Source organism: Klebsiella sp. ZJOU C1 (assembly GCF_035620215.1).
GTDB classification, from domain to species: Bacteria; Pseudomonadota; Gammaproteobacteria; order Enterobacterales; family Enterobacteriaceae; genus Klebsiella; species Klebsiella variicola.
Genome location: NZ_CP141644.1, coordinates 1,163,563 through 1,187,835, shown reverse-complemented (window position 1 = coordinate 1,187,835; position 24,273 = coordinate 1,163,563). Strand labels below are relative to the sequence as shown.

25 protein-coding genes and 1 other RNA gene are annotated in these 24,273 nt (G+C 57.8%); 10 read left to right on the top strand and 16 right to left on the bottom strand.

The features are described from left to right. The first annotated feature begins 2 nt into the window (after positions 1-2). Both SPE70_RS05595 and SPE70_RS05590 read left to right on the top strand, forming a co-directional pair. Positions 3-1,112 (top strand): ABC transporter ATP-binding protein, encoded by a 1,110-nt coding sequence (locus tag SPE70_RS05595; RefSeq protein ID WP_008805423.1) that lies wholly within the window; start codon positions 3-5, stop codon positions 1,110-1,112. A gap of 233 nt (positions 1,113-1,345) precedes the next feature. Further along, positions 1,346-2,905: an EAL domain-containing protein gene (locus tag SPE70_RS05590; RefSeq protein WP_049009432.1), complete on the top strand. Its 1,560-nt coding sequence runs from the start codon at positions 1,346-1,348 to the stop codon at positions 2,903-2,905. A gap of 62 nt (positions 2,906-2,967) precedes the next feature. Here SPE70_RS05590 and SPE70_RS05585 read toward each other — a convergent pair whose 3' ends face one another. Further along, the gene (locus SPE70_RS05585) at positions 2,968-3,240 is read right to left on the bottom strand and encodes a metal/formaldehyde-sensitive transcriptional repressor (RefSeq protein WP_012542675.1); all 273 of its coding nucleotides are present in this window, start codon (positions 3,238-3,240) and stop codon (positions 2,968-2,970) included. 164 nt (positions 3,241-3,404) lie between these two features. Here SPE70_RS05585 and SPE70_RS05580 point away from each other — a divergent pair, with 164 nt between their 5' ends. Then, positions 3,405-4,286 carry a nickel/cobalt efflux protein RcnA gene (locus SPE70_RS05580; protein WP_060876181.1) on the top strand — a complete coding sequence of 294 codons (882 nt, stop codon included), beginning with the start codon at positions 3,405-3,407 and terminating at the stop codon, positions 4,284-4,286. Between the two features lie 44 nt (positions 4,287-4,330). On the opposite strand, the gene SPE70_RS05575 is transcribed toward SPE70_RS05580, so the two are convergent. Next, positions 4,331-4,945, bottom strand: a complete 615-nt coding sequence (locus tag SPE70_RS05575) for a membrane protein YczE (RefSeq protein ID WP_064170495.1) — start codon at positions 4,943-4,945, stop codon at positions 4,331-4,333. Positions 4,946-5,033: 88 nt separating this feature from the next. Between SPE70_RS05575 and SPE70_RS05570 the strand changes: the two genes are divergently transcribed. Further along, complete coding sequence (locus tag SPE70_RS05570) at positions 5,034-6,461, top strand: MocR-like transcription factor YczR (protein WP_049009436.1); 1,428 nt, start codon at positions 5,034-5,036, stop codon at positions 6,459-6,461. A gap of 134 nt (positions 6,462-6,595) precedes the next feature. Here SPE70_RS05570 and SPE70_RS05565 read toward each other — a convergent pair whose 3' ends face one another. The 3 genes from SPE70_RS05565 to ffs form a co-directional block, all read right to left on the bottom strand. Then, positions 6,596-6,811 carry a hypothetical protein gene (locus tag SPE70_RS05565; protein ID WP_004142688.1) on the bottom strand — a complete coding sequence of 72 codons (216 nt, stop codon included), beginning with the start codon at positions 6,809-6,811 and terminating at the stop codon, positions 6,596-6,598. Further along, entirely contained in the window at positions 6,808-7,065 is a 258-nt protein-coding gene (locus SPE70_RS05560) for a hypothetical protein (protein WP_002891977.1), read from the bottom strand. The genes SPE70_RS05565 and SPE70_RS05560 overlap by 4 nt, the downstream gene beginning before the upstream one ends. Positions 7,066-7,374: 309 nt before the next feature. Then, an RNA gene (ffs, locus tag SPE70_RS05555) (signal recognition particle sRNA small type) lies at positions 7,375-7,471 on the bottom strand. 241 nt (positions 7,472-7,712) lie between these two features. On the opposite strand from ffs, the gene SPE70_RS05550 reads away from it, so the two are divergent. Next, entirely contained in the window at positions 7,713-8,120 is a 408-nt protein-coding gene (locus SPE70_RS05550; protein ID WP_008805417.1) for a hypothetical protein, read from the top strand. A gap of 68 nt (positions 8,121-8,188) precedes the next feature. Beyond that, positions 8,189-8,500 (top strand): MGMT family protein, encoded by a 312-nt coding sequence (locus SPE70_RS05545; RefSeq protein ID WP_008805416.1) that lies wholly within the window; start codon positions 8,189-8,191, stop codon positions 8,498-8,500. A gap of 37 nt (positions 8,501-8,537) precedes the next feature. Here the strand turns inward: SPE70_RS05545 and SPE70_RS05540 are convergent, their stop codons facing one another. Next, the gene (locus SPE70_RS05540) at positions 8,538-9,029 is read right to left on the bottom strand and encodes a YbaY family lipoprotein (protein ID WP_008805415.1); all 492 of its coding nucleotides are present in this window, start codon (positions 9,027-9,029) and stop codon (positions 8,538-8,540) included. Between the two features lie 221 nt (positions 9,030-9,250). On the opposite strand from SPE70_RS05540, the gene tesB reads away from it, so the two are divergent. Then, positions 9,251-10,114 (top strand): acyl-CoA thioesterase II, encoded by an 864-nt coding sequence (tesB, locus tag SPE70_RS05535; RefSeq protein ID WP_008805414.1) that lies wholly within the window; start codon positions 9,251-9,253, stop codon positions 10,112-10,114. A 51-nt stretch (positions 10,115-10,165) separates the two neighbouring features. Here tesB and amtB read toward each other — a convergent pair whose 3' ends face one another. The 5 genes from amtB to SPE70_RS05510 form a co-directional block, all read right to left on the bottom strand. After that, positions 10,166-11,452 carry an ammonium transporter AmtB gene (amtB, locus tag SPE70_RS05530; protein WP_012542680.1) on the bottom strand — a complete coding sequence of 429 codons (1,287 nt, stop codon included), beginning with the start codon at positions 11,450-11,452 and terminating at the stop codon, positions 10,166-10,168. 33 nt (positions 11,453-11,485) lie between these two features. Continuing rightward, a complete protein-coding gene (gene glnK / locus SPE70_RS05525) occupies positions 11,486-11,824 on the bottom strand; it encodes a P-II family nitrogen regulator (RefSeq protein ID WP_002891893.1) in 339 nt (112 codons plus the stop codon). Positions 11,825-12,067: 243 nt separating this feature from the next. Continuing rightward, positions 12,068-13,846: a SmdB family multidrug efflux ABC transporter permease/ATP-binding protein gene (locus tag SPE70_RS05520; RefSeq protein ID WP_008805412.1), complete on the bottom strand. Its 1,779-nt coding sequence runs from the start codon at positions 13,844-13,846 to the stop codon at positions 12,068-12,070. Next, entirely contained in the window at positions 13,839-15,611 is a 1,773-nt protein-coding gene (locus SPE70_RS05515; RefSeq protein WP_008805411.1) for a SmdA family multidrug ABC transporter permease/ATP-binding protein, read from the bottom strand. The genes SPE70_RS05520 and SPE70_RS05515 overlap by 8 nt, the downstream gene beginning before the upstream one ends. 42 nt (positions 15,612-15,653) lie before the next feature. Beyond that, entirely contained in the window at positions 15,654-16,112 is a 459-nt protein-coding gene (locus SPE70_RS05510; protein WP_008805409.1) for an Lrp/AsnC family transcriptional regulator, read from the bottom strand. A gap of 115 nt (positions 16,113-16,227) precedes the next feature. Here SPE70_RS05510 and SPE70_RS05505 point away from each other — a divergent pair, with 115 nt between their 5' ends. Beyond that, on the top strand, positions 16,228-17,280 hold the full coding sequence (locus SPE70_RS05505) for a PLP-dependent cysteine synthase family protein (protein ID WP_008805410.1): 1,053 nt from the start codon (positions 16,228-16,230) through the stop codon (positions 17,278-17,280). Positions 17,281-17,324: 44 nt separating this feature from the next. Here SPE70_RS05505 and cof read toward each other — a convergent pair whose 3' ends face one another. After that, a complete protein-coding gene (gene cof, locus SPE70_RS05500; RefSeq protein WP_016160381.1) occupies positions 17,325-18,143 on the bottom strand; it encodes an HMP-PP phosphatase in 819 nt (272 codons plus the stop codon). 127 nt (positions 18,144-18,270) lie between these two features. On the opposite strand from cof, the gene SPE70_RS05495 reads away from it, so the two are divergent. After that, the gene (locus tag SPE70_RS05495) at positions 18,271-19,971 is read left to right on the top strand and encodes an SgrR family transcriptional regulator (protein WP_008805407.1); all 1,701 of its coding nucleotides are present in this window, start codon (positions 18,271-18,273) and stop codon (positions 19,969-19,971) included. Positions 19,972-20,037: 66 nt separating this feature from the next. Continuing rightward, complete coding sequence (queC, locus tag SPE70_RS05490; RefSeq protein ID WP_008805406.1) at positions 20,038-20,739, top strand: 7-cyano-7-deazaguanine synthase QueC; 702 nt, start codon at positions 20,038-20,040, stop codon at positions 20,737-20,739. A 111-nt stretch (positions 20,740-20,850) separates the two neighbouring features. On the opposite strand, the gene SPE70_RS05485 is transcribed toward queC, so the two are convergent. The 4 genes from SPE70_RS05485 to hupB form a co-directional block, all read right to left on the bottom strand. Next, complete coding sequence (locus SPE70_RS05485; protein ID WP_008805405.1) at positions 20,851-21,252, bottom strand: YbgC/FadM family acyl-CoA thioesterase; 402 nt, start codon at positions 21,250-21,252, stop codon at positions 20,851-20,853. Between the two features lie 111 nt (positions 21,253-21,363). After that, positions 21,364-21,732 (bottom strand): helix-hairpin-helix domain-containing protein, encoded by a 369-nt coding sequence (locus SPE70_RS05480; protein WP_008805404.1) that lies wholly within the window; start codon positions 21,730-21,732, stop codon positions 21,364-21,366. A 148-nt stretch (positions 21,733-21,880) separates the two neighbouring features. After that, positions 21,881-23,755: a peptidylprolyl isomerase gene (ppiD, locus tag SPE70_RS05475; protein WP_012968827.1), complete on the bottom strand. Its 1,875-nt coding sequence runs from the start codon at positions 23,753-23,755 to the stop codon at positions 21,881-21,883. A gap of 214 nt (positions 23,756-23,969) precedes the next feature. Beyond that, positions 23,970-24,242, bottom strand: coding sequence for a nucleoid-associated protein HU-beta (hupB, locus tag SPE70_RS05470; RefSeq protein WP_002444653.1), 273 nt, complete (start codon positions 24,240-24,242; stop codon positions 23,970-23,972). Positions 24,243-24,273 lie beyond the last annotated feature (31 nt).

Below are 24,273 nucleotides of genomic sequence, written 5' to 3'. Positions count from 1 at the left end.
GGATGTCCAATATACGACTGAGGAATGTCACCAAAAGGTTCGGCAGCACGGTGACGCTGCACCAGGTCAATCTCGATATTGAAGATGGCGAGTTTGCCGTTTTCGTCGGTCCTTCCGGCTGTGGAAAATCGACGCTGCTGCGCATGATTGCCGGTCTGGAAGAGGTCAGCGAGGGTGAAGTGCTGATCGGCGATGAGGTGATGAATGATGTCGTGCCGGCCCGCCGCGGCGTGGCGATGGTCTTCCAGTCCTATGCGCTCTACCCGCACATGACGGTGGCAGAGAACATGGGCTACGGGTTGAAGGTGAATAAAGTGCCGAAAACGGAGATCCGTCGCCAGGTGGAAATGGTGGCTAAAACGCTGCAGCTCTCGCACCTGCTGGATCGTAAACCGAAGCAGCTCTCTGGCGGCCAGCGGCAGCGCGTGGCCATTGGCCGGGCGATCGTGCGTAATCCCCGGGTGTTTATGTTCGATGAGCCGCTCTCTAACCTCGATGCGGAGCTGCGCGTCGATATGCGCCTGCATATTGCCCGTCTGCACCAGGAGCTGAAGACCACCATGGTGTATGTCACCCACGATCAGGTAGAGGCGATGACGCTGGCCGATAAAATCGTGGTCATGAACTATGGGAAAGTCGAACAAATGGGTTCGCCGATGGCGCTGTATTACAATCCGGTCAACAAATTCGTCGCCGGCTTTATCGGCTCGCCGAAGATGAATTTTTTGCCAGCCATCGTCAGCGACTGGCAGCCGGAACGCTTAACGGTCACCCTCGCGCAGGACCATCAGTTGGTCCTCAATATCGCTACCCAGCCGCTGAAGCCCGGCGCCGCGGTGACGCTGGGGATCCGGCCAGAGCATCTCACGCCCGACGTCACTACCGGTACCGTGGTGGAGTTTCAATGTGAAGTGGTGGAGCGTCTGGGTAACAATACCTATCTGTTCGGCCAGTGCTACGGCCACGATAACGTCAAGGTTCTGCTGCCCGGCGACGTCCATTTCCGCCCGTGGCAGAAAATAAATCTGGCCTTCGATGAGCGCTTTTGCATGGTATTTGATGAGAATGACCTGCGTATCAGCGCTGATATCCCGGCGCCGGATGCGCACTAGCTAACATATTGCTGTCATCTGCGCCGCGTATGCTGCGACTGAATGCCGGAACACACCCTGCCCGGCATTCACACCCTCATTTTTATTCTGCTGCATCGGAATCATCCTTCTCTCCCGGCATCGCAGCCTCTCGCGATGCCGGTTTTTTCGCGACCTCAGCTCACTTCTCTCGCTGCGCCTGATTTATCTTTCGCATATACTGATGACACCCGGCGAACGATAAGGACACAGGCATGAGGACCCGGCATCTGGTGGCGCTGTTTACAGGGGTGCTGATACTGGCCATCATCCTGCCCATCTCACTCAGCATCTGGCAGGCAGCGCGGCAGGCCAAGCTGCAGTTCTATCGTGAACTGGATGACTATTCCAACCGTATCGTCGTCCGCACGCTGCAGGTTGCCGATCAGGCCAGGGAAGCGCTACGTGAGGCCGACTCACACACCGCCGCCTCCTGTAGCCCTGAGCACCTGCTCACGCTCCGCCGCATCGCCTACACCCATCGCTACATTCAGGAAGTGCTCTGGCTGCGTGATTCCGTGCCGCAATGTTCCTCCCTGGAAGACCATAGCGTCGCGGTCACCTTTCCCCCGCCGGACCACATTGCCCCTGACGGCTATCGCACCTGGCTGACCTCAATAAACGATCTCGGCCTTAATCACCAGATGACGGCCATGGGCAGTCAACAGCATATGGTGATGATCGATCCCATCTCTTTTATCGATGTGGTTCCTGCCAGCGAGGAGAAGATCCATACCATGCTGTTTGGTTTGGATCACCTGAAAATGGTAATCAGCAGCCAACCGCTGCCGGATACGGTCTGGCAGCGTATTAAAGATCCACATGTTAATATGCTGACGCTGGATAACACGGTCTATCGGATCCAGCGCATTCCCGAGCTGGGCTCCGGCATCGTGACCTGGTCGTCGACGCTGCCGCTGCAGCAGCATATTCGCCAGCAGCTAATCTTCTGGCTCCCTGTCGGCATCTTCACCAGCCTGCTTGCTACCTGGCTGCTGCTGCGCCTGCTGAGACACCTGCGATCACCACGCAACAGTATGCTGGACGCCCTCAACTCCGAAGCGATTCAGGTTTACTATCAGCCGATAATCTCGTTGCAGGATGAGAAAATCGCCGGGGCCGAGGCGCTGGCCCGCTGGCAGCAACCCGACGGCACCTTTTTATCGCCGGATATTTTTATTCCTCTGGCCGAGCAGACCGGGCTGATTACGCAGTTGACGGAAGATATCGTCAGGAAAATTTTTACCGATCTCGGTCCCTGGCTGCGGCAGCGGCCGGAAGTGCACATCTCCATCAACCTGTCGGTAGATGATTTACGCTCGCCCACCCTACCGAAGTTGTTACACGATCAGCTGCAGCACTGGGGGATCGCCGCCGAACAGATCATCCTTGAAATCACCGAGCGCGGATTTGTCGATCCGGAGACCACCATGCCGGTGATCGCTCACTACCGTCAGGCCGGGCATCGTATCTCGATTGATGACTTTGGCACCGGCTACTCCAGCCTGAGCTATCTGCAGAAACTGGACGTCGATACGCTGAAAATCGATAAATCTTTTGTCGATACCCTCGAGTACCGGCCGCTGACGCCGCACATTATTGAAATGGCCAAGGCGCTCAATCTGGCCACCGTCGCCGAAGGGGTGGAAACCGAAAGCCAGCGCGACTGGCTACGACAGCATGGCGTCCAGTACGCCCAGGGATGGCTGTACAGCAAAGCGCTGCCAAAAGAGCAGTTTATTCTGTGGGCGGAAAATAACCTCCATGTGCATTAAGCAACAGGAGCAATAAGCAGAATGCCAGCGGGTGTGGCCACTTCGCCGCCCGCGCCTGGGCGCTACTTCAGATAAGATTTGATCACCTGCATCACCGTCTCCAGATCCGCTTCACGCTGTGTCTCTTCAGGCTCTTTCACCACATGGTCGGTCAGATGCCCCTGAATAACCTGCAGCATCATACCGTTGACCGCGCCGCGAATCGCCGCCAGCTGCTGTAGCACCTCAGCGCACTCATGCTCGCGATTGAGCATTTTCTCTAACGCGGAACTCTGCCCCTGAATTTTTTTCAGTCGGGTCAGTAACATTTTTTTGTGTCGAACTGTATGTGACATTGCACGATCCACCGTTTCATTCTGTCCGTGATTACCGACCTTCATCATCAGTAACGCCTGCCAGCATAGCATGATCCCTTTTGTCAGCCGCTTTTTCTACTGGGGGGTAGTATTTTACTACTGGGGGGGAGTAGGATAAGCGCACTTTTGGCAAGGATCCCGATATGAACGATTTCACTTCCCTTCTGCAGCAAGGTAATGCCTGGCTGTTTATTCCCAGCGCGATACTGCTCGGTGCCCTGCACGGCCTTGAACCGGGCCATTCAAAAACCATGATGGCCGCCTTTATCGTAGCGGTACGGGGAACGTTAAAACAGGCGGTGCTGCTGGGGCTGGCGGCGACGGTTTCCCATACGGCAGTGGTCTGGCTGATCGCCATGGCCGGCCTGTGGTTTGGCCGCGGCTGGAACGCGCAGACCTCTGAACCCTGGTTTCAGCTGATCTCGGGGATAGCGATTGTACTGATTGCCTGCTGGATGCTCTGGCGCACCTGGCGCGAATCGCAGCCCCACACGCACCATGATCACCACCATGAACATGAGCACCATCACGAACATGATCATCACCACGAACATGATCATCACCACGAACATGATCACCACCATGAACATGATCACCACCATGACCATCACCATGCGTCCTCATCCGCCGTGCCGCTGGTGGCGGAGGAGTGGCAGGACGCGCATCAGCGGGCTCATGCTCAGGAGATCAACCGGCGCTTTGATGGCCGCCAGGTGACGACCGGGCAGATCGTACTGTTTGGCCTGACCGGCGGGCTGATCCCCTGTCCGGCGTCCATTACTGTGCTGCTTATCTGTTTACAGCTGAAGAAATTTTCGCTTGGCGCCACGCTGGTACTGGGCTTTAGCGTTGGTCTGGCGCTGACGCTGGTGGCTTCCGGGGCTATCGCCGCGCTGAGTCTTAAACAGGCCACCCGCCGCTGGCCCTGGCTTAACGATGTCTCGCGCAAGGCGCCCTGGTTCTCAGGTTTACTGATTATCGTGGTGGGGATCTACATGATGGTTCACGGTCTGAGCGGCCTGTAAGCGTCGGCTCGCCCTCTTGCGGATAGAGAGGGCGAGTCGTTAATTCAGGAGACTATCTCCTGCGGAGTGCTGACCGCTTTGCGGCTGACGGGCTGGCGAAACCACGGCAGACACAGCTGGATCAGCGGCCCAATCAACAGCGCGTAAATCACGGTGCCGACGCCAAACTTACCGCCCAGCAGCCAGCCAATCACCAGCACAGTCAACTCGATAGCCGTCCGGATGCCACGCAAAGACCAGCCGGTACGAGCGTGCAGGCCAGTCATCAGGCCATCGCGCGGCCCGGGGCCAAAGCCCGCGCCGATGTACATCCCGGTGGCGATAGCATTCAGCACAATCGCCCCCACCAGCAGCACACTGCGAGCCACCAGCGACTCCAGCGGCGGCAGGACGGCCAGCGTGGCATCCGCCGCCAGCCCCAGCACGATGACGTTGCTCACCGTGCCGAGTCCCGGCATTTGCCGGATCGGGATCCACAGCAGCAGCACCGCCGCGCCGGTCAGGATAATCACCGTACCGAAACTGATACCCAGTTGTTTAGCCACCCCGAGATGGAAAACATCCCACGGATCGGCGCCAAGATTGGCATGCACGAAGAGCGCCGTGGACACGCCATAAAGTACCAGGCCGATATATAACTGCAGCAGGCGACGAAGCATATTTTTTCCTCTACATCATTGCGAATGCCCTTATCATCAGCAAAAATGGACTGATAATTAATGGCCAGTTTTGGAAAAGTGGATCGCTATGTCAACCCGACGCTTTGGAACACAATCGCTGGTACGCCTGCTCGGCAACTGGCAGGAGTCCACTTCACGCACGCCGCTATGGCGTCAGCTAGCGGAAGCGCTCCGCCTGCTGATCCTCGACGGTCGCCTGACGCTGCAAACGCGCCTGCCAGGCGAGCGCGAGCTGGCGGCGGCGCTGAACGTCAGCCGGACCACCATCGCCAGCGCGCTCGGCCAGTTACGGGAGGAGGGTTTTCTCTACAGCCGTCAGGGAAGCGGTTCGCGCATTGTCTTGCCAGAGCGTCCCGCCGACCTGCCGCCCCCCTCAGGCATCCCCTCCTCGCTGAATCTCTCTACCGCCGCCCTCAGCGCCGGGCCGGAAGTCCATCAGGCCTTCCAGCATGCCATGACGCTGCTGCCGCCCTACCTGGGCCAGACCGGCTACGATCAACAAGGGCTGCCGGTACTGCGGGAGGCGATTGCCCGTCGCTACAGCGAACGCGGTCTGCCGACGCGGCCCGATGAAGTGATTGTGGTCAACGGCGCCCTCAGCGCCTTCGCATTGATCCTCCGCCTGTTTACCGGCCCGGGTGACCGGGTGGTCATCGACGCCCCCACCTATCCGATGGCGATTAGCGCCATTCAGGGCGCCTCCTGCCGCCCGGTCGGCGTCGCGCTTCCCCAGCAGGGATGGGACTGTGATGGACTCGCGGCGACTATTGCGCAGACCGCGCCGCGTCTGGCGTGGCTGATGCCGGATTTTCACAATCCCACCGGGCGCTGTATGGATGCTCCCACCCGCCAGCGGGTCGCGGATATCGCCGCCAGGACGCGGACGACGCTGGTGATCGACGAGACCATGGTTGATCTGTGGTATAACGCGCCACCTCCTCTACCGCTGGCCTGCTTTAATCCCGATGCCGCGGTGATCACTATTGGTTCGGCCGGGAAAAGTTTCTGGGGGGGACTGCGCATCGGCTGGATCCGCGCCAGTACGCGAACCATCGCCTCCCTTATTCAGGCTCGCGATTCCCTGGATTTGGGTACGCCTCTGCTGGAGCAACTGGCCTGCAGCTGGCTGCTGGCCAATGCCGCCACGCTGCTACCGCCGCGGCGGGAAATGCTGAAGGCGCGCCGGGACATGTGCGAAACGTTAATGGCGGAATATTTTCCCCGCTGGCGCTTTACGCCGCCGGAAGGTGGGCTCTCTTTTTGGGTGGAACTCCCTGACATGCTGGCCACGCTGTTCTCTGCGCGTGCGGAAAGTCAGGGGATCCATATCGGCACCGGCACGCGCTTTGGTCTTGAGGGAGCCTTTGATCGCTATTTGCGTCTGCCATTTACACTGCCAGACGAAGCATTGCGCCAGGCCTTCTCCACGCTACAACCGCTGTGGCAAAGCCTTGCAGAACAGAAGGAAAATACGCGTTTGCGGAAAATAATATAAGAAAATATCGACGGGCTGGCATCAGCCCGTCAAATGACCATCATCCATGAGGTATATGAGATGTTTTTATAAAATTGCCTGAGTATCCTGCCCTCTGGTTATGGCATCCCGGTGACAGAAATAAGGCAATTTCATTAATGCTGACGCGGAATAGGAAACCCTTTCAGGGAAATAATAAAGCCATCTTCATCTTTTTTAATTTTAGCGCCGGTGTCACACCAGTCGGAGGCAATGCGAAAGAACTCATCACTACCGATATTCCAGTTCAGGCGCACGTGTTTTACGTATCCTGAGCGCAACATATCGCAGGCTTCGCTATAGTTGCTGGCTGTAGAGAATTGTTGTTTCATTTTTTCTTCTTCAGAAGTTTTCTTAATGCTTTGATTTCTTTAGGGGTTAATGGGGTCGCTTCCTCTTCGGTATGCTGGCTGTCAATGTCCTCTTCCGTCACCCCCGCCTCACCTGCTGATTCCTCCAGCTGAAAAGCCAGCTGCAGCAGCTTTTCCGTTGCCGTTCCCAGGTTCTCGTTATTCACTTCCGCATAATGACGCAGCTTCTCTTTTAACTCGGCGTCAATTTTTACATTCAAAACCACTGTGGTCATAGCTACGCTTCCCGTGCAATAAAATCATCATAATTAATACACGAAGTTAACATGCTGATCCAGAGATATATTTTATAGCATGGCTCTGGCAACAAATTCCCATCAATAAGATGCCTTTTATTTATGACATGCAAATGACATTAATATTTCAGTAGCATTTCAGATTTATGACAAGTAAATATTATGGAATAAAAACGGGTTGTTTTAGCAACAAAAAATAATATGTGATCCGTATCAGATATTAATTATAGCAGGGATAAAGACCGGACAAATACAAGGGAGATATCAGGAGGGCGAAATGGGTGGGGGCCCTGCCAGCTACATCCCGGCACACACGTCGTCTGCTCTGGCTGCTTCCTTCCGGACCTGACCTGGTAAACAGAGTAGCGTTGCGGGAGAACCAACAGAGCCCCCATTGAGAGCGTTAGTTACCCAACGCGCTGGCGCATTATCCCTGCTGACCTGGTGAATTGCAAGCTCACCCCGATCGCCTGCTGGTTTATTGCACAATACGCCAATAAAACCAACAACTCACGGCCAGGCTGTGAGATTGGGAGCGCGCGCTCAGCACATTGCCGGGTTATCCACCATACTTAGCCCTCTTGCGTCACCTTTAATCATCAGCACCTTGTCTCGACGGTAATCGAATGACTGACTCATCACCACAGACCATCACTCTGCCTTTACCCGCTATTGAAGGGATGACCATCGCCTTTCATGGCGTGAACTATCTGCGCCCGGAAAAAATGCTCGACTTCGCGACCATCAGCCAGACCCCCGTGCGGGCGGTCACGCCGCTGGCGCTGCTCTATTCCACCGTCGGCGTGCTGCGCCAGGTGGAACTGCGCAAACTGCCCGTCTACATCAGCGGCCGGGTGGTGTACCCCATTTCGTCGCTGACCATGCCAGGCCTGCGCGCGAAACTGATCATTAACGCCACTTCGCAGCGGTTGAAATTTCTCGAGAGCCTCATCGCCAGTTCACCGTCTGACAATGTCCATGGCATGCAGATCCTCGGCCTGGCCCTGACCTTCACTGTCGAACAACCCGCCTGAACCGAGGCAGGCTGTACAGCCTGCGCCTCAGCGCTTATGCTGGCGTTTTCCGGTTAACAGGGCTGAACATGGATCCGCACGACACATTCCCCCAACGCGTCTGGCATATCGTGGCGTCGATACCGGAAGGCTATGTCGCCACCTACGGCGATGTCGCCCGCCTGGCCGGTTCACCGCGCGCCGCGCGCCAGGTAGGTGGCGTACTGAAGCGCCTGCCGGAAGGGTCAACCCTGCCCTGGCATCGGGTGGTCAATCGCCATGGCGATATCTCCCTCACCGGGCCCGATCTTCAGCGACAGCGCCAGGCGTTGCTGGCCGAAGGGGTTCAGGTCTCCGGCAGCGGCCATATCGATCTCCAGCATTATCGCTGGGTTTACTGAAGACAAAAAAAAGCCCCCGTCAGGGGGCTCGGCGAGCTTATTGCGCAACGGGGACGGCGGTCTGCGTGACCGGAACCAGCGTCAGGTCGGCATGCGTCCCACCCTGGTTTATCACCGTCTGCACGGTATCGGTAATGAACATTAGCTGGCCGTTCACCGCGATCGCGGCACTCAGCAGAATACGGGCGTTCGGCTGAATGTCTGCCGGATTGTAAGGCAGGGCAAAGTTAAATGGCGCCTGTTTGCCTTCGGTACGCACCGCTTTTTGCGACAACACGCGGGCTGGCGCATCTGCCAGAGAAGCATCCGACAGGGTCACCGTCAGTACCGCATCCGGCGGTAAAGCGATTCTCTGGCGGATATTAATCGTCCCCGTAACGCTCGGCTGCTGCTGTGCCACGCTCAGCGTCGCGATGCCATAAGGGTCGGGCGCGGCTGCCTGAGTCGAAGAACTGGTAGAGTGGTGATTAGCACAGGCGGTTAGCGTCGCGGCGACGGCTAAGGCACTAAACATATAGGCAAATTTCATGATGTTCTCCTTATCATCCCTTAATACCCAGGAGGATGTTCCGCCGCTTCGCCGGCAGGAACTTTCGTGTCGTCAATAAGTGTGGCACAGATCTCAGATTTGTTCCTGTTGCCCCCTCGTTATTCAGATTATTACACCCATCGGACCACTTGCGATTCCAGGTTATACTTTGCCACATCACGCGCACCGCGCTGCGCCGCTATCATTAATTGAGGATAAGTATGAGTCAGGCACTCTCTAACCTGCTGGCATTATTAGATCTGGAAAAAATTGAGGAAGGGTTATTCCGCGGACAGAGCGAAGACCTGGGATTGCGCCAGGTTTTTGGCGGCCAGGTGGTGGGCCAGGCGCTGTATGCGGCAAAAGAGACCGTGCCCGTTGAACGTCTGGTACATTCGTTTCACAGCTACTTTCTGCGCCCCGGCGACAGCCAGAAACCGATCGTCTACGATGTGGAAGTACTGCGCGACGGCAACAGCTTTAGCGCCCGGCGAGTGGCCGCCATTCAGAACGGGAAGCCGATCTTCTATATGACCGCCTCATTCCAGGCGCCAGAGCACGGCTATGAGCATCAGAAAGCGATGCCGCCGGCCCCCTCTCCTGACGGCCTGCACTCGGAAACCGATATCGCCCGCAAGCTGGCACACCTTCTGCCGCCGCAGGTAAAAGATAAATTCCTCTGTGATAAACCGCTGGAGATCCGCCCGGTCGAATTTCATAACCCGATGAAAGGCCATATTGCTGAACCGGTGCGCCAGGTGTGGCTGCGCGCCAATGGCGCTGTTCCCGACGATCTGCGCATTCATCAATATCTGCTGGGCTATGCCTCGGACTTTAATTTCCTGCCGGTGGCGCTGCAGCCGCACGGCGTCGGCTTCCTTGAGCCTGGCATGCAGGTCGCCACTATCGACCACTCAATGTGGTTCCACCGGCCGTTTAATATCAATGAATGGCTGTTATACAGCGTTGAAAGCACCTCGGCCTCCAGCGCCCGTGGTTTCGTCCGCGGCGAGTTCTACACTCAGGATGGAACGCTGGTGGCTTCAACGGTCCAGGAAGGGGTGATGCGTAACCGCAACGCATAAAAAAAGCCTCCCTGACGGGAGGCTTTTTGCTACAGAGAGAAGGGTTTTCTATCAGGCGTTGTAGGCGTTTTCGCCATGGCTGTTGACGTCCAGTCCTTCGCGCTCCTGCTCTTCTGGTACGCGCAGCCCCACGGTCATGTCCGCCACTTTGTAGCCAATGAAAGCGACAACGCCCGACCAGACGATGGTAATCGCGATACTCTCGAGTTGCACCAGCAGCTGATGGCCCATGGTGACGCCTTCTGCATAACCCACGCCGCCCAGAGAGGTGGCCGCGAAGATACCGGTCAGGATACAGCCGACGATGCCGCAGACGCCGTGGACGCCGAAGACGTCGCAAGGGTCATCAACCCGCAGCCAGCGTTTCAGCGCCGTTACGCCCCAGATGCCCGCCAGACCAGATGCGATACCCACAATCAACGCCCCACCGACACCGATATACCCACAGGCTGGTGTGACGCCAACCAGACCGGCAATCGCCCCGGAGCAGGCGCCCAGCAGTGAAGGTTTGCCGCGCAGAGCCCATTCACCAAAGGTCCACGCCAGGATGGCAGCCGCTGTGGCGACGACGGTGTTGACGAAAGCCAGTGCGGCAATTTCGTTCGCTGCGCTGGCGGAGCCGGCGTTGAAGCCGAACCAGCCCACGTAGAGGATGGCGGTTCCGGTGAACACCATCGGCAGATTGTGCGGTTTGAACGCTTCTTTGCCGAAGCCCACACGTTTGCCCATCATGTACGCCCCCACCAGCCCGGCAACCGCAGCGTTGATGTGTACAACGGTGCCGCCCGCGAAGTCCAGCGCGCCGTGGGTCGCCAGCAGACCGCCGCCCCAGACCATGTGCGCAATCGGAACATAAGAGAGCGTCATCCACACCACCACAAAAATCAGCACGGCGGAGAAACGAATACGCTCAGCCAGCGCCCCCACGATCAGCCCGACGGTGATACAGGCGAACGAGCCCTGGAAGGCCACGTGGATGTACTGATAGAAGGTGCCCATCAGCGCTTTCAGTTCAATATTTTTCAGCATCACCCAGTCAAAGCTACCGAAGAAGCTGCCGCCGGTGCCGAAGGCCAGGGTATAGCCATAAATCACCCACAGTACGCAGACCAGGCCAAAGGTCACAATCACCTGAGTCAGCATGGAAAGGACGTTTTTGCCGCGGATCAGGCCGCCGTAAAACAGCGCGATCCCCGGGATGGTCATAAACAGAACCAGCGCGGTGCAAATCATCATAAACGCGTTATCGGCTTTGTCCGCCACTGCGGGCGCGGCCATTGCCAGTCCCGGAAGAAGGGCTAATGCCCCCAGACCCGATTTCATTGTTGCCATTTTCATTGTTTCGTTCCCCATCACTGTGTGGTCTGGAAATTACAGTGCCGCTTCGTCAGCTTCGCCGGTACGGATGCGAATGACGCGCTGCAATTCAGCGACAAAAATTTTGCCGTCGCCAATTTTTCCGGTGTAAGCCGCTTTGCTGATCACATCGATGACTTCATCCAGCTGATCGTCGGCAATCGCCACATCAATCTTCACTTTTGGCAGAAAGTTGACGCTATACTCGGCGCCGCGGTAGAGCTCCGCATGACCTTTCTGACGGCCAAAGCCCTTGACTTCAGTGACCGTCAGGCCCTGAATGCCGATGGAAGACAAGGCTTCACGCACGTCTTCCAGTTTGAATGGTTTGATTACCACGGTAACCAGCTTCATAAGTCCCCTCCAGGCAGTATTCGGTAATGGCCGCAGCTAACACGATGGATATAAAGCAAGGGCTATGCCAGAAATGAAAAAAGGCCGCAGAGCGGCCCTTTGATGGTAAAAAACAGGGGACAGGTCAGACAATTGCCTGCTGAAACGCGTTTGCAGCGCAAAAATGCACCACAACAGTGCATTTAATGTAACGTTTTTGCACCACGGCAGGCCACGCTTTCTTCGCTGCCTGCTGGTGGTGCATCAGGCGCTGAGCGACTCTTCCCGGGCGCTGGCCGCCAGCTCTTCGCCAGCCAGCTGCAGCTGATACATCTGCCAGTAACGACCCTTCGCCGCCAGCAGCTGCTGATGGGTGCCCCGCTCGACAGCCTGACCGCGATGCAGCACCAGGATGGTATCGGCCTCAACGATGGTTGACAGTCGATGGGCGATAACCACGAGGGTGGTATGCTGGCGGACTTTCGCCAGCGCCTGCTGGATCGCCTGCTCGGTGCCGGAGTCGATGTTTGCCGTCGCCTCATCCAGAATCAATACCTGCGGGGTCTCCACCAGCACGCGCGCCAGCGCCAACAGCTGTTTCTGCCCAACGGAGAGGTTATTGCCCTGCTCGCCCAGCTGAGTGTACAGGCCATCGCTCATGCTGCGCGCCACCTCCGCCAGTTGCACCGCCTCCAGCGCTTCCCAGACCTGCGTCTCACTGATATCCCGACCCAGCGCGACGTTGGCGTAGAAGGTATCCGCCAGCACCACCGGATCCTGTTGCACCATCGCGATGCCCCGACGCAACGCGCTGTGGCTGAGGGAAGCAAGCGGCCGGCCATCGATGCGGATCTCCCCGTGGGTTAACGGGTAATAGCCCATCATCAGACTCGCGAGAGTACTCTTCCCGCTGCCGGTATGCCCGACCAGCGCCACGAAGCTGCGGGAGGGAATATCCAGACTGATATCCTGCAGGACCAGTCGATCCCCCCGGTAGGCAAAGGAGAGATGGTCAATTTCCACCCGGCCGCTGCTCAGCGGCGCGTCATCCGAGCCCCACGCCTGGCGCGGGCGATCCATCAGCTCAAAAACGCGTTCGCCGGCGACCACCGCCTGCTGCAGCATCGACTGCTGGGTGGTCAGCTCAATAAGCGGCTCGTTAAGGCGTCCGAGATAGCTGATAAACGCGTACAGGACCCCGACCTCGATCGTGCCCACCGCGCTAAAGCCAAACAGCATCAGCAGCCCGCACAGCACCAGCGAGGAAAAAAGGCTCAGCAGCGGGCGCAGCAGAAAACCGTCGAGGCGCAACGTCTGCATCCGCGCCAGATAGTGGGCATAGCTGGCCTCGCGCATCCGTTCGCCAAAGCGCGCCTGCTGGCGGAACTGCTGGATCACCCCCATGCCGTTGATCACTTCGTTGAAACCATCGTTGATATCAGCAAGCCAGGCGCGCACCCGGCGCACGATCGGCGTGCTATAGCGCTGATAGATGATCATCACGATCAGCACCGCCGGGAAGATCGCGATCGCCACCAGCGCCATCCGCCAGTCGAGGCTAAACATCGCCACCAGCATCGCGCCGATCAGCGCCGCGCTGCGCAGCACCGTCGCCACCACCGTCACGTACAGATCGCGAATGACTTCCGTATCGTTGGTCACCCGCGAGATAAGCTGCCCAACCGGCTGGGTATCAAACTCGCTGAGCGGCTGATGCAGGGCGGCATCCATTACATCGCTACGCAACTGCTGGACGACGCCGACCGCGGCGCGGTTAAACAGCAGCGACTGGTTATAGTGCAGTAATGCCGCCAGCAGCTGCAGGCCGATATAGGCTACCGCCAGGCCTGCCACCAGCTTCAGCGGGAGCGTATGCTTCGCCACCATATTATCGATGAAATAGCTGATGAGCAGCGGGCCGCTCACTTCCGCCGCCGCCGCGATCCACATCATCCCCACCGCAATGGCCAGCGGCTTACGCCAGGGAGAACCATAGGCCAGCAGGCGTTTAAGCGTCGGCCAGAGTTCGGTAAAGCTACGCATCCAGGGCCTCCTCTTGCGCCTGCGGAACCTCGTCAAGCGCGGCTTCCAGCTGCTGGTAACGATACATGTCGCGGTACCAGCCTGGCTGCACGGCCAGCGCCTCATGGCGGCCACGCTGGGCAATATGCCCATGCTGTAACACCAGAATTTCACTGGCCTCGGTCAGCGCCGACAGCCGGTGGGCGCTGATAATCACCGTCCGCCCCTCCCCCCACTGGCGCAGGTTGTGCAGGATCTGGTGCTCCGTACGGCCATCTACCGCCGACAAAGCATCATCAAGGATCAAAATTTCAGCCTCCAGCAGCAGAGCGCGGGCAATCGAGATGCGCTGTTTCTGGCCGCCGGAGAGCATCACGCCGCGCTCGCCCACCTCGGTATCGTACCCCTGGGGCAGGCGCAGAATGTCGTCATGCACGCTGGCCAGCCGTGCCACGCGTTCAATCTGCGCCGGTGTCGCATCCGGTTTGCCCAGCGCGATATTATTGGCGACGGTGTCGGAGAATAAAAATGGCGTCTGATTGACCACCGCCAGCCGGGCGCGCCAGCTGTCGAGCTGCAGACGCGGCAGCGGCAGATCGTGAAAGCGGATCTCGCCGCTGGTGACGTCAAAATGACGTTGCAGCAGCGCCAGAATGGTACTTTTACCGGCGCCCGTCGGCCCGCAGATACCCAGCATTTGCCCCGGCTGGAGGGTAAAATTAACCTGCTCCAGCGAAGGTTTACTCGCCTGCGGATAGATGAAGTTGCGGATGGCAACCTGCAGGACACCGCGGCCTGCCGGCACTGCTTCAGTACCGTCGTCCACCGCCGGCGCCTCTTCAAGCATCGTGCGGATACGGCCATAGGCCGCGCTACCGCGCTCAACAATGTTAAACATCCACGCCAGCGCCAGCATCGGCCAGATCATCAGGCCAAGATACATCACAAAGCTGGTCAGCTGGCCCAGCGTCAGGCTGCCGTGGATCACCATCCAGCTGCCGCCGCCGATAGCCAGCAGGTTAGCGGCCCCAATGGCGATATAGATGGTGGGGTCGAAACGCGCGTCAATGCGTGCCACGCGCATATTTTTCGCGCCGGTATCGGCGGCATCGGCGGCAAACTGCGCCGACTGGCGATCCTCCAGCCCAAAAGCCTTAATCATGCGGATGCTGGTCAGGCTCTCCTGTGTGCGATCGTTAAGGCTGGAAAAGGCCGCCTGGGCCACGCGAAAACGTTCGTGAAGCGCATCGCCGTTGCGTTTGATCGCCAGCGCCATCAGCGGCATCGGCAACAGCGCCAGCAGGGTGAGCTGCCAGCTAATCTGCGTCGACATCACAATCAATACCGCACAGCCCATCACCATCGAATCCACCAGGGTTAACACCCCTTCACCGGCGGCAAATACCACCCGGTCAACATCGTTGGTGGCGCGGGCGATCAGATCGCCAGTGCGATGGCGCAAATAGAATGCCGGATGCTGGCGGCTCAGTTGCCGGTAAAAATCTTCCCGCAGTTCGACCGCCAGCTGGTAAGAGGCGCCGAACAGCAGCACGCGCCAGACATAGCGCAGCAGGTAAACCATTACCGCGACCAGCACCAGCGCGCCGATCCACATCCACACCTTCTCTGCGGTGTAATGTTGTTGCGTCACGCCGTCCACCACAATGCCCACCACCTTCGGCGGAATAAGCTGCAGGACGGCAATAATGGCCAGCAGGGCAATCGCGCCAAGATAGCGGCGCCACTCCCGGCGGAAGTACCAGCTGAGTTGAGCAAATAATCGCAAGCAGTAAAATCCTGATTTGTAATGGGTTACGGCGCAATACCGTTATTCGACAGGCAAGGCGGTGGTATATTTTATCTGTTCCATGGCAAAACTCGAAGTGACATCCGACAGCCCCGGCACGCTGTTCACTAAACGTTTATAAAAATCGTCATAGCGTTTCATATCGGCCACCTGCACCCGCAGCAGGTAATCATACTCTCCTGCCATCCGCCAGAAGCCGAGCACCTCCGCCATCTGCGTCACTTCGCTCACAAAATGGCCATACCAGTCGCTGCTGTGATGCTGAGTCTTGATCAGGACAAACGCCGTCAGGCCCAGCCCCACCTTTTCGGCATCCAGTAAGGCGACGCGCCCGCGCAAAATACCTTCATCTTCGAGCCTTTTCAGGCGCTTCCAGCAGGGCGTGGTGGTCAGATTAACGGCATCGGCCAGCGCCTGCAAAGAGAGGGTGCAATCTTCCTGCAGCAGCGCCAGCAGCTTACGGTCAATTTTATCTAGCATATGGCATCCGAAGAGAAAATTTTGCTCTCATAATGGTAATCCAAAGGCTAAATGGCAACAATTTTTCCTGCGCTTTCCGCTAAGCTAGGCACAAAATGACAAACAGGAAATCACGATGAATAGCGCCTGGGTTAAACATGCCATTAGCGAAATCAACGCCGACTATCAGCGCTCCGCCGACACGCACCTGATCCGTCTGGCGCTGCCCGCGTTTCCGGGCATCCACCTGTATCTGAAAGATGAAAGCACCCACCCTACCGGCAGCCTTAAACATCGCCTGGCGAGGTCGCTGTTTCTCTATGGCCTGTGCAACGGCTGGATCAAAGAAGGTACGCCGATTATTGAATCCTCCTCGGGTTCAACCGCCGTTTCGGAGGCCTACTTCGCCCGCCTGCTGGGGCTGCCGTTTATCGCCGTGATGCCTTCCTGCACCGCCAAACGTAAGATCGAACAGATCGAGTTTTACGGCGGACGCTGCCATTTTGTGCAGAGCGCCTGCGAAATCTACGATGCTTCCGAAACGCTGGCCCGCGAGCTGAACGGCCATTATATGGATCAATTCACCTTTGCCGAGCGGGCCACCGACTGGCGCGGCAATAACAATATCGCCGACAGTATTTTCCGTCAGATGAGCCATGAACCGCACCCGCAACCGTCATGGATCGTCATGAGCGCCGGCACCGGCGGCACCTCGGCAACCATTGGCCGCTATATTCGCAGCCAGGGCCATGAGACGCAGCTGATGGTCGTTGATCCGCAGAATTCGGTCTTCCTCGAATACTGGCAGACCCGCGACGCCACCCTGCGAAGCCCGGTCGGCAGCAAAATTGAAGGCATCGGCCGCCCACGCGTCGAACCGTCATTTATTCCCGACGTCGTCGACGAGATGCTGCGCGTACCGGATGCGGCGAGCGTGGCCACCGCCCTGTGGCTGGAAACACAGCTTGGGCGCAAGGTCGGCGCTTCTACCGGCACCAATATGTGGGGCGTATTGCAGCTGGCCGCGCGGATGCGCGAGGAAGGGCGAACGGGTTCCATCGTCACGCTGTTGTGCGACAGCGGTGAGCGCTACCTGGAAACCTATTACAACCCGCAGTGGGTGGCCGCCAATATCGGCGATATCGCGCCCTGGCAGGCGGAGATCGCCGCGCTGGTCGGCAGGCGATAAAAAAAGCCAGATAGAAAACTATCTGGCTTGCCGGAAGGGTCTCTCTATTCGGGGGAATAAGGAAGATCAGGATTATCCAGCCAATGCGTTAAAAAGTGGGAGACCGCCTGATGCCGGCAGTCTCCGATAACCGGAAGATGCGGCAGCTCGGCTTTCAGCTGCGGCATCGCGTTGCCCATGATAAAACCCCGCCCAACGCTGCCCAGCATCTCGCGGTCATTCATCGCATCGCCAAACGCCATGCACTCCTGCAGGGTGAAGCCTAAGTGCTGGCTGAGCACCGCCAGCGCCGCACCTTTATTACACCCGACCGGCAGCACTTCCAGACAGTCCATCGCCGAGAAGCAGAGAAACGCGCGATCGCCCAGCGTCTCATTCAGTTGGATCCGCAGGCGGCGGAGATCGTCATGATCGCCGCAAAAACAGATCTTGGTGACATGCTGCGCCGACATGCGTTTCGGATCGCACAGTTGATAGTGAAAGCCGCTGAAGACATGCGCTTGCAACAATTCAGGCCTTGCCTGACCGGTGAACCAGCCGCCATCGTTAAACACATGCATGCTGGCCTGAGTATCCCATTTGCTGTGCAGCACCGCTTCCGCCGCCTCGGGAGCGAGATCCTGGCGATAAAGCTCCTCCCCTTCCAGCGAATGGATACGCGTCCCGTTGCCGGTGATCAGAAATGCGTCCAGGGAAAATTCGCCAATCACATGGTGCATCTCCAGCACATGGCGACCGGTAGCGAACGTCAGGGTGATATTACGTTCCCGCAGCCGTTTCAGCGCGGTGAGCGTTTGCTCGCCGAGACGATGGTCCGGCATCAGCAGGGTGCCGTCCATATCAAATGCGGCCAGTTTTGCCATGGTGTATTCCCCGATGTGTGATGGGCTTCGCTTGTGTTGCAGTATCACCTGGGATATACGGAAGTAATAGTGAATAGATATTATTAATTGTTCCGGGTTTACAGCGGCCCGGTGGATGACGGCCCCCATGCGACTCTTACACCGTTTAAATCAATACCAGCGATTGTGGCAACCCTCAGCCGGGGCGCCGCAGCAGGTGACCGTCGGCGAACTGGCGGAGCGCTGTTTTTGTAGCGAACGCCACGTCCGCACTCTGCTGCGTCAGGCGCAGGAGGCGGGGTGGCTAAGCTGGCAGGCCAGCTCCGGGCGCGGCAAACGCGGACAGCTCTCATTTCACAAAACCCCGGAAAGTCTGCGCAACGAGATGATGGAGCAGGCGCTGAACAACGGTCAGCAGCAAAACGCGCTGGAGCTGGCGCAACTGGCCCCGGTGGAGCTGAAAGCCCTGCTCCATCCCTTCCTCGGCGGTCAGTGGCAAAACAATACTCCGACGCTGCGTATTCCTTACTATCGCCCACTGGAGCCGCTGCGTCCTGGCTTTCTCCCCGGACGCGCCGAGCAGCATCTGGCCGGGCAGATCTATGCCGGGCTGACGCGCTTCGATGAAGGCGACAATATGCCGATCGGCGATCTGGCGCATCACTGGCAGGTCTCACCGGACGGCCTGCGCTGGCATTTTTACATTCGCTCCACGCTGTACTGGCACAATGGCGATGCGGTGCAAACCGCACAGCTACGGCAGCGGTTACGGTTGCTGCTTGAGCTGCCCGCCTTACGGACCCTCTTCGCCAGCATCAGCCGTATCGATGTCACTCACGCCCAGTGTCTCACCATCACGCTGCATCGTCCTGACTACTGGCTGCCGTTCCGCCTGGCCAGCTACTGCAGCGTGCTGGCGCATCCCGACGATCCGGCCATCGGCTGCGGGCCATTCCGCCTGAAGCGGTTTAGTCCGGAACTCGTCCGCCTGGAGAACCATCCCCGGTACCACCTGCAGCATCCGCTGATCCAGGCGGTGGAATACTGGATCACTCCTCAGCTCTTTGACCGCGATCTCGGCACCAGCTGCCGCCACCCGGTGCAGATCACCATCGGCGATCGCGAAGAGCTCCACAATCTGCGCCAGGTCAGCAACCGTATCAGCCTTGGCTTCTGCTATCTGACCCTGCGCCACAGCCCGCGTCTTAGTAAAACGCAGGCCCAGCGGCTGGTGTCGATAATCCATCACTCGTCGCTGCTGGAAACGCTGCCGCTGGAGGAGGATCTGATTACGCCAAGCCATGAGGTGCTGCCGGGATGGTCCATCCCGCAGGGACCGGAAAACAACGCGGTGCCGCTGCCGGCCAGGCTCACTCTGCTCTATCATCTGCCGGTCGAGCTTCATGCGATGGCCGAGCAACTGAGGCAACGGCTGGCTCTGCTGGGCTGCGAACTGACGATCATTTTTCATGACGCCAAAAACTGGGAAGGCTGTCAGCATCTGGGGCAGGCCGACCTGATGATGGGCGACCGACTGATCGGCGAAGCGCCGGAGTACGCCCTGGAGCAGTGGCTGCGCTGCGATATGCTGTGGCCTAATTTGCTGACCGGGGCGCAATATGCCCATCTGCAGGCGACATTAGACGCCGTGCAGTCTCAGCCCGACGCCCGCAGCCGCAACGATGCGCTGCGCAACGTCTTCAACAGTCTGATGGAAGACGCCATCATGACGCCGTTGTTTAAGTATAACTATCGGATCAGCGCGCCGCCGGGGGTCAATGGCCTGCGCCTCAACGCCCGGGGCTGGTTTGACTTCGCCAGCGCCTGGCTGCCGGCCTCGTTGACGTGAGAGAGCTGGTCGCCGCGCGCGTCTGGCGCTACCATAGCGCCTTTACTCATTTAGTCAGGAATTGCCATGAAACGCGCCGTAGTTGTCTTCAGCGGAGGACAAGATTCAACCACCTGTCTGGTGCAGGCTCTGCAACAGTATGATGAAGTGCATTGCGTCACTTTTGATTATGGCCAACGCCACCGCGCGGAAATCGACGTTGCGCGCGAACTCGCCCTGAAACTGGGCGCCGTCGCGCATAAAGTGCTGGACGTCACTCTGCTCAACGAACTGGCAGTCAGCAGCCTGACCCGCGATAACATTCCGGTACCGGACTATCAGCCTGATGCCGAAGGCATTCCCAACACCTTTGTCCCCGGGCGCAATATTCTGTTTTTAACCCTGACGGCAATCTACGCCTATCAGGTGAAAGCCGAAGCCATCATCACCGGCGTGTGCGAGACCGACTTCTCCGGCTACCCGGACTGTCGCGATGAGTTTGTCAAAGCGCTGCACCACGCCGTCAGCCTTGGGATGGCGAAAGACATTCGCTTTGAGACGCCGCTGATGTGGCTGAATAAAGCCGAGACCTGGGCGCTTGCCGACTTCTGGGGTCAGCTGGATCTGGTGCGCCAGGAAACCCTCACCTGCTACAACGGCATTAAGGGCGATGGCTGCGGCCAGTGCGCCGCCTGTAACCTGCGCGCAAACGGACTCAACCAGTATCTGGGGGACAAGGTCGGCGTAATGGCGGTGATGAAGCAAAAAACCGGGCTGGCACAGGCATAGCCTCCGGGGAGCGATTTACCGGAGCTTTGACTCAAATTCCCCGGTAGCGCGACGCTTACCGGGGCTACGGGTTCATCACCTGCCGTGGGCCCGTCACTCGCACGTCGGTTGTCAGCGCAAGTTCATCTGGTCAAGTTTCTCACGCAACTCCCCTTCCAGTGGCAGCGCCTTCTGGGTCTTCAAATCGATACAGACAAAGGTAATCAGCGCATCGGCTACCACTTCGCCATTGGGGTTGAGGGTGACCACCTGACTAAGGGTGCCGCTTTTGCCGTTGAGTTGCTCCAGTTTGCTGCTCACTGTCAGCACATCGCCCAGCACCGCCGGACGACGGTAGTTAATATTGATATTCACCACCACGAAGGCGATGTTTTTCTCCATCATCCACTGAAACGCGGGGCTGTTTTCCAGGCCGTCCCAGCGGGCTTCCTCAAGGAACTCCAGGTAACGTGCGTTGTTCACATGCTGGTAGACGTCCAGATGATAGCCGCGAACTTTAATTTGTGTCTGCATAGCACTAATGCCTTTCTGTTATTGTTGTTTATGAGGTAAGAGGTCACACCACTTGATGCAACCTCTTTATCCTGGCAAAAAATCACCGCTGTGCAAGGTCTGGCATAAAATTTACAGCGTCAGATGGGCTAAATTGCGCTCCACCAACGCGCTCCCCATTCCCGGGACCTGCTTCAGATCATCGAGGGTTTTGAACGGCCCGTACTCTTCGCGGTAGCTGACAATGGCCTGGGCTTTTTTCAACCCCACGCCATTCAACGCCTGCGCCAGCTGTTCGGCGCTGGCGTGGTTAATGCTGACTTTTGTCGCCCCGTTGTCGGTGTCGCCGGGCACCGCTTCCGCCTTCGCCGAAGCGGTCGCCTGCACATTTTCTTTATTCACCGCCGCTTTACCGCTGGCGGGTGCCGCCAGCGCGCCCTGTACGCCTACCGCGAAAACCAGAACGCCCGCGGCCATCAGTGTTTTTATTCCATATTTCATGCTGATATCTCCTTGTGTGTAGACAGCAAGGTTACGATAGCGTCAGTGCGGATGGCCGACAAAAGGCAAATCACAGAAATGGAAAGGGCCGCGAAAGCGGCCCTTGAGGATTACATCATGTTGCTCATTTTTGCGAGACGACGCGAAATTACTGCTGCTGGTCGATGCTGTCGCCCAGCTTAATTTTCGCCGCCTTGCGCAGGTTGCTCATCAGTGCTTCGAAAGCGATTTGGGCGTTGTTCTGGGTAATCCCCTGAACCATGGCCTTCTTCTGCTCTTCCGGCATGTTGCCTGCTTTCACTTCATCCAGCGCCACCAGCACCACATCGCCTTGCATATTGCTGCCAACGCCGTAGACCGGTTTGCCCTGCTGCGGCAGCGGCAGAGTGAATGCCAGCTGGCTCAGCGGATCCTGGCCGGTACGGGAAAGCGTCTGCGGCGCGCCAAAGCTCAGGCCAGCCGCCTTCATCGCTTCATCGCCTTTGCCGTCTTTCAGCGCCGCCAGCAGCTTGTCGGCGTCCAGTTTCGCCTGCTGTTCCGCTTTATTGTGCTTAACGATATCGCTAACCTGCGCCTTCACTTCAGCCAGCGGCTTCACCGCCTCGGCTTTGTGCTCGCTGATGCGCAGAACAAATGCGCGATCGCCGTCAACGGTAATGATGTCGGAGTTGCTGCCCGGCGCGCCGTTCTCACCCACCAGACCGCCGTTGAAGATAGCGTCAGCGACCGGTTTAAAGTTCAGCTCTTCCGGCAGGTTATCGCGGCCAAACCAGCCGGTTTCCACCACCTTCAGTCCGGCGACCTGCGCCGCGCCCGCCAGCGATTCATTATCGTTGCTGGCCGCATCGCTCACCTTCTGCTGCAGCGCGTAGTAAGCATCCAGCGCTTTTTCCTGCTTCACTTTCGCCGCAATGTCATTACGCACGTCAGCCAGCGGCTTCACCTGCGCCGGCTGGACGTCGTCCAGACGGGCCACCAGGAAGCCAACCGAGGATTTGATCACGCCAGACAGCTGGCCTTTCTCTTTCAGCCCGGCATCTTTCAGCTCAGGCACCGTAGAGGCCTCTTCCATCCACCCCATATCGCCGCCGTTGCGGGCAGAGATAATATCGGTCGATTTTTCTTTCGCCAGCGTGGCGAAATCTGCCCCTTTTTGCAGCTCGGCCAGCACCGCTTTCGCATCGGCTTCCGTTTTGGTCTGAATCACGCTGTAGCGGTTGCGCTGCGGCTGAGTGAACTGATCCTTATGCTGGTCGTACCATGACTGAATCTCTTCGTCAGAGGCGCTCTCCTGCATGCTGGCGGCATCCATTTTGATATAGCTGACGCGGAACTGCTCCGGCGCCATAAAACGGGCCTGATTCTGCTGCCAGAAAGCGTTGATTTCCTCATCGCTGGCCGTCTGTTTTGCCGCCAGGGCATTCACGTTGATGGTCGCTTCGCGGACGACACGCTGCTGAGACACCAGCGCCGCCAGCTGATCGGACTCACCCGGCAGCATGAAGTCGGTACCCGCAATGGCGTTAATCAGTTGCTGTGTGGTCAGCTGGTTACGCAGCGCCTGAGCGTACTGATCGGTGGTCATCCCCATCTGGGCGACAATACCGCTGAAACGCTGGTTGTCGAACTTACCGTTCGTCTGGAAAGCCTGGGTCTGGAAGATCGCCTGCTTCACCTGCTCATCGCTGATGCTGAGGCCCAGCTCGCGGGCATACTGATCCAGAAGCGATTCATCGATCAGGCGGTTCAGCACCTGCTGGCGCATGGTTTTCATGTAGTTTTCGTTCGCCGCCAGCTCGGAGAACTGGTCGCCAAGCTGCTGCTGCATACGGTTACGTTCGCTGGCGACGGCATTTTCAAACTGCCCACGGCCAATCTCCTGGCCATTCACTTTTGCGGCATAGTTTTTGCCACCGCCAATCAGGTAACCACTCACCCCGGTCAAAATGAACGAGACGATAATGATACCGAAAATAATCTTGAGCACGACGCTGTTGGCGGCCGTGCGTAGGTTGTCCATCATGGTGTAACAACGCTCCGCTGTAGATGACTTTAGCTCGCGCAGCATAGCACGTGATGGCCGCCGCGCGTGAGGACGTATTTTGACAAGAAAACAGGGTGATTGTCAGCCCACAAGTAGCGATAAACACACATAAAGTGGTCTGAAAAGGCAATAAAAAAGGCACATCTCACGATGCGCCCTTGTACTTCGTCACATTCCCTGACGGGAAAGCCGATCAGTTCACCGCGTCTTTCAGCGCTTTACCAGCACGGAAGCCCGGCACTTTTGCGGCAGCGATAGTAATTTCTTTACCTGTTTGTGGGTTGCGACCAGTACGAGCGGCACGTTCTTTAACAGCAAAGGTACCAAAACCTACCAGCGCAACGTCATCCCCAGCCTGCAGAGATTCAGTAACAGAAGCGATTAAAGCATCTAACGCACGTCCAGCTGCAGCTTTAGAAATGTCCGCACCCGCAGCAATTTTGTCAATCAGTTGAGATTTATTCACTGTTCTCTTCCTCTCTTTATAATTTATATCG

Excerpts from the sequence above, each read along its gene's own strand:
- SPE70_RS05540 (WP_008805415.1), bottom strand. The coding sequence starts at position 9,029 with ATGAAATTTGCCTATATGTTTAGTGCCTTAGCCGTCGCCGCGACGCTA.
- glnK (WP_002891893.1), bottom strand. The coding sequence starts at position 11,824 with ATGAAGCTGGTTACCGTGGTAATCAAACCATTCAAACTGGAAGACGTG.
- SPE70_RS05550 (WP_008805417.1), top strand. The coding sequence starts at position 7,713 with ATGACTGACTCATCACCACAGACCATCACTCTGCCTTTACCCGCTATT.
- SPE70_RS05590 (WP_049009432.1), top strand. The coding sequence starts at position 1,346 with ATGAGGACCCGGCATCTGGTGGCGCTGTTTACAGGGGTGCTGATACTG.
- ppiD (WP_012968827.1), bottom strand. The coding sequence starts at position 23,755 with ATGATGGACAACCTACGCACGGCCGCCAACAGCGTCGTGCTCAAGATT.
- queC (WP_008805406.1), top strand. The coding sequence starts at position 20,038 with ATGAAACGCGCCGTAGTTGTCTTCAGCGGAGGACAAGATTCAACCACC.
- SPE70_RS05510 (WP_008805409.1), bottom strand. The coding sequence starts at position 16,112 with ATGCTAGATAAAATTGACCGTAAGCTGCTGGCGCTGCTGCAGGAAGAT.
- SPE70_RS05520 (WP_008805412.1), bottom strand. The coding sequence starts at position 13,846 with ATGCGTAGCTTTACCGAACTCTGGCCGACGCTTAAACGCCTGCTGGCC.
- SPE70_RS05480 (WP_008805404.1), bottom strand. The coding sequence starts at position 21,732 with ATGAAATATGGAATAAAAACACTGATGGCCGCGGGCGTTCTGGTTTTC.
- SPE70_RS05545 (WP_008805416.1), top strand. The coding sequence starts at position 8,189 with ATGGATCCGCACGACACATTCCCCCAACGCGTCTGGCATATCGTGGCG.
- SPE70_RS05575 (WP_064170495.1), bottom strand. The coding sequence starts at position 4,945 with ATGCTTCGTCGCCTGCTGCAGTTATATATCGGCCTGGTACTTTATGGC.
- SPE70_RS05505 (WP_008805410.1), top strand. The coding sequence starts at position 16,228 with ATGAATAGCGCCTGGGTTAAACATGCCATTAGCGAAATCAACGCCGAC.
- SPE70_RS05570 (WP_049009436.1), top strand. The coding sequence starts at position 5,034 with ATGTCAACCCGACGCTTTGGAACACAATCGCTGGTACGCCTGCTCGGC.
- SPE70_RS05565 (WP_004142688.1), bottom strand. The coding sequence starts at position 6,811 with ATGAAACAACAATTCTCTACAGCCAGCAACTATAGCGAAGCCTGCGAT.
- tesB (WP_008805414.1), top strand. The coding sequence starts at position 9,251 with ATGAGTCAGGCACTCTCTAACCTGCTGGCATTATTAGATCTGGAAAAA.
- SPE70_RS05580 (WP_060876181.1), top strand. The coding sequence starts at position 3,405 with ATGAACGATTTCACTTCCCTTCTGCAGCAAGGTAATGCCTGGCTGTTT.
- amtB (WP_012542680.1), bottom strand. The coding sequence starts at position 11,452 with ATGAAAATGGCAACAATGAAATCGGGTCTGGGGGCATTAGCCCTTCTT.
- SPE70_RS05585 (WP_012542675.1), bottom strand. The coding sequence starts at position 3,240 with ATGTCACATACAGTTCGACACAAAAAAATGTTACTGACCCGACTGAAA.
- SPE70_RS05485 (WP_008805405.1), bottom strand. The coding sequence starts at position 21,252 with ATGCAGACACAAATTAAAGTTCGCGGCTATCATCTGGACGTCTACCAG.
- SPE70_RS05560 (WP_002891977.1), bottom strand. The coding sequence starts at position 7,065 with ATGACCACAGTGGTTTTGAATGTAAAAATTGACGCCGAGTTAAAAGAG.
- cof (WP_016160381.1), bottom strand. The coding sequence starts at position 18,143 with ATGGCAAAACTGGCCGCATTTGATATGGACGGCACCCTGCTGATGCCG.
- SPE70_RS05495 (WP_008805407.1), top strand. The coding sequence starts at position 18,271 with ATGCGACTCTTACACCGTTTAAATCAATACCAGCGATTGTGGCAACCC.
- SPE70_RS05595 (WP_008805423.1), top strand. The coding sequence starts at position 3 with ATGTCCAATATACGACTGAGGAATGTCACCAAAAGGTTCGGCAGCACG.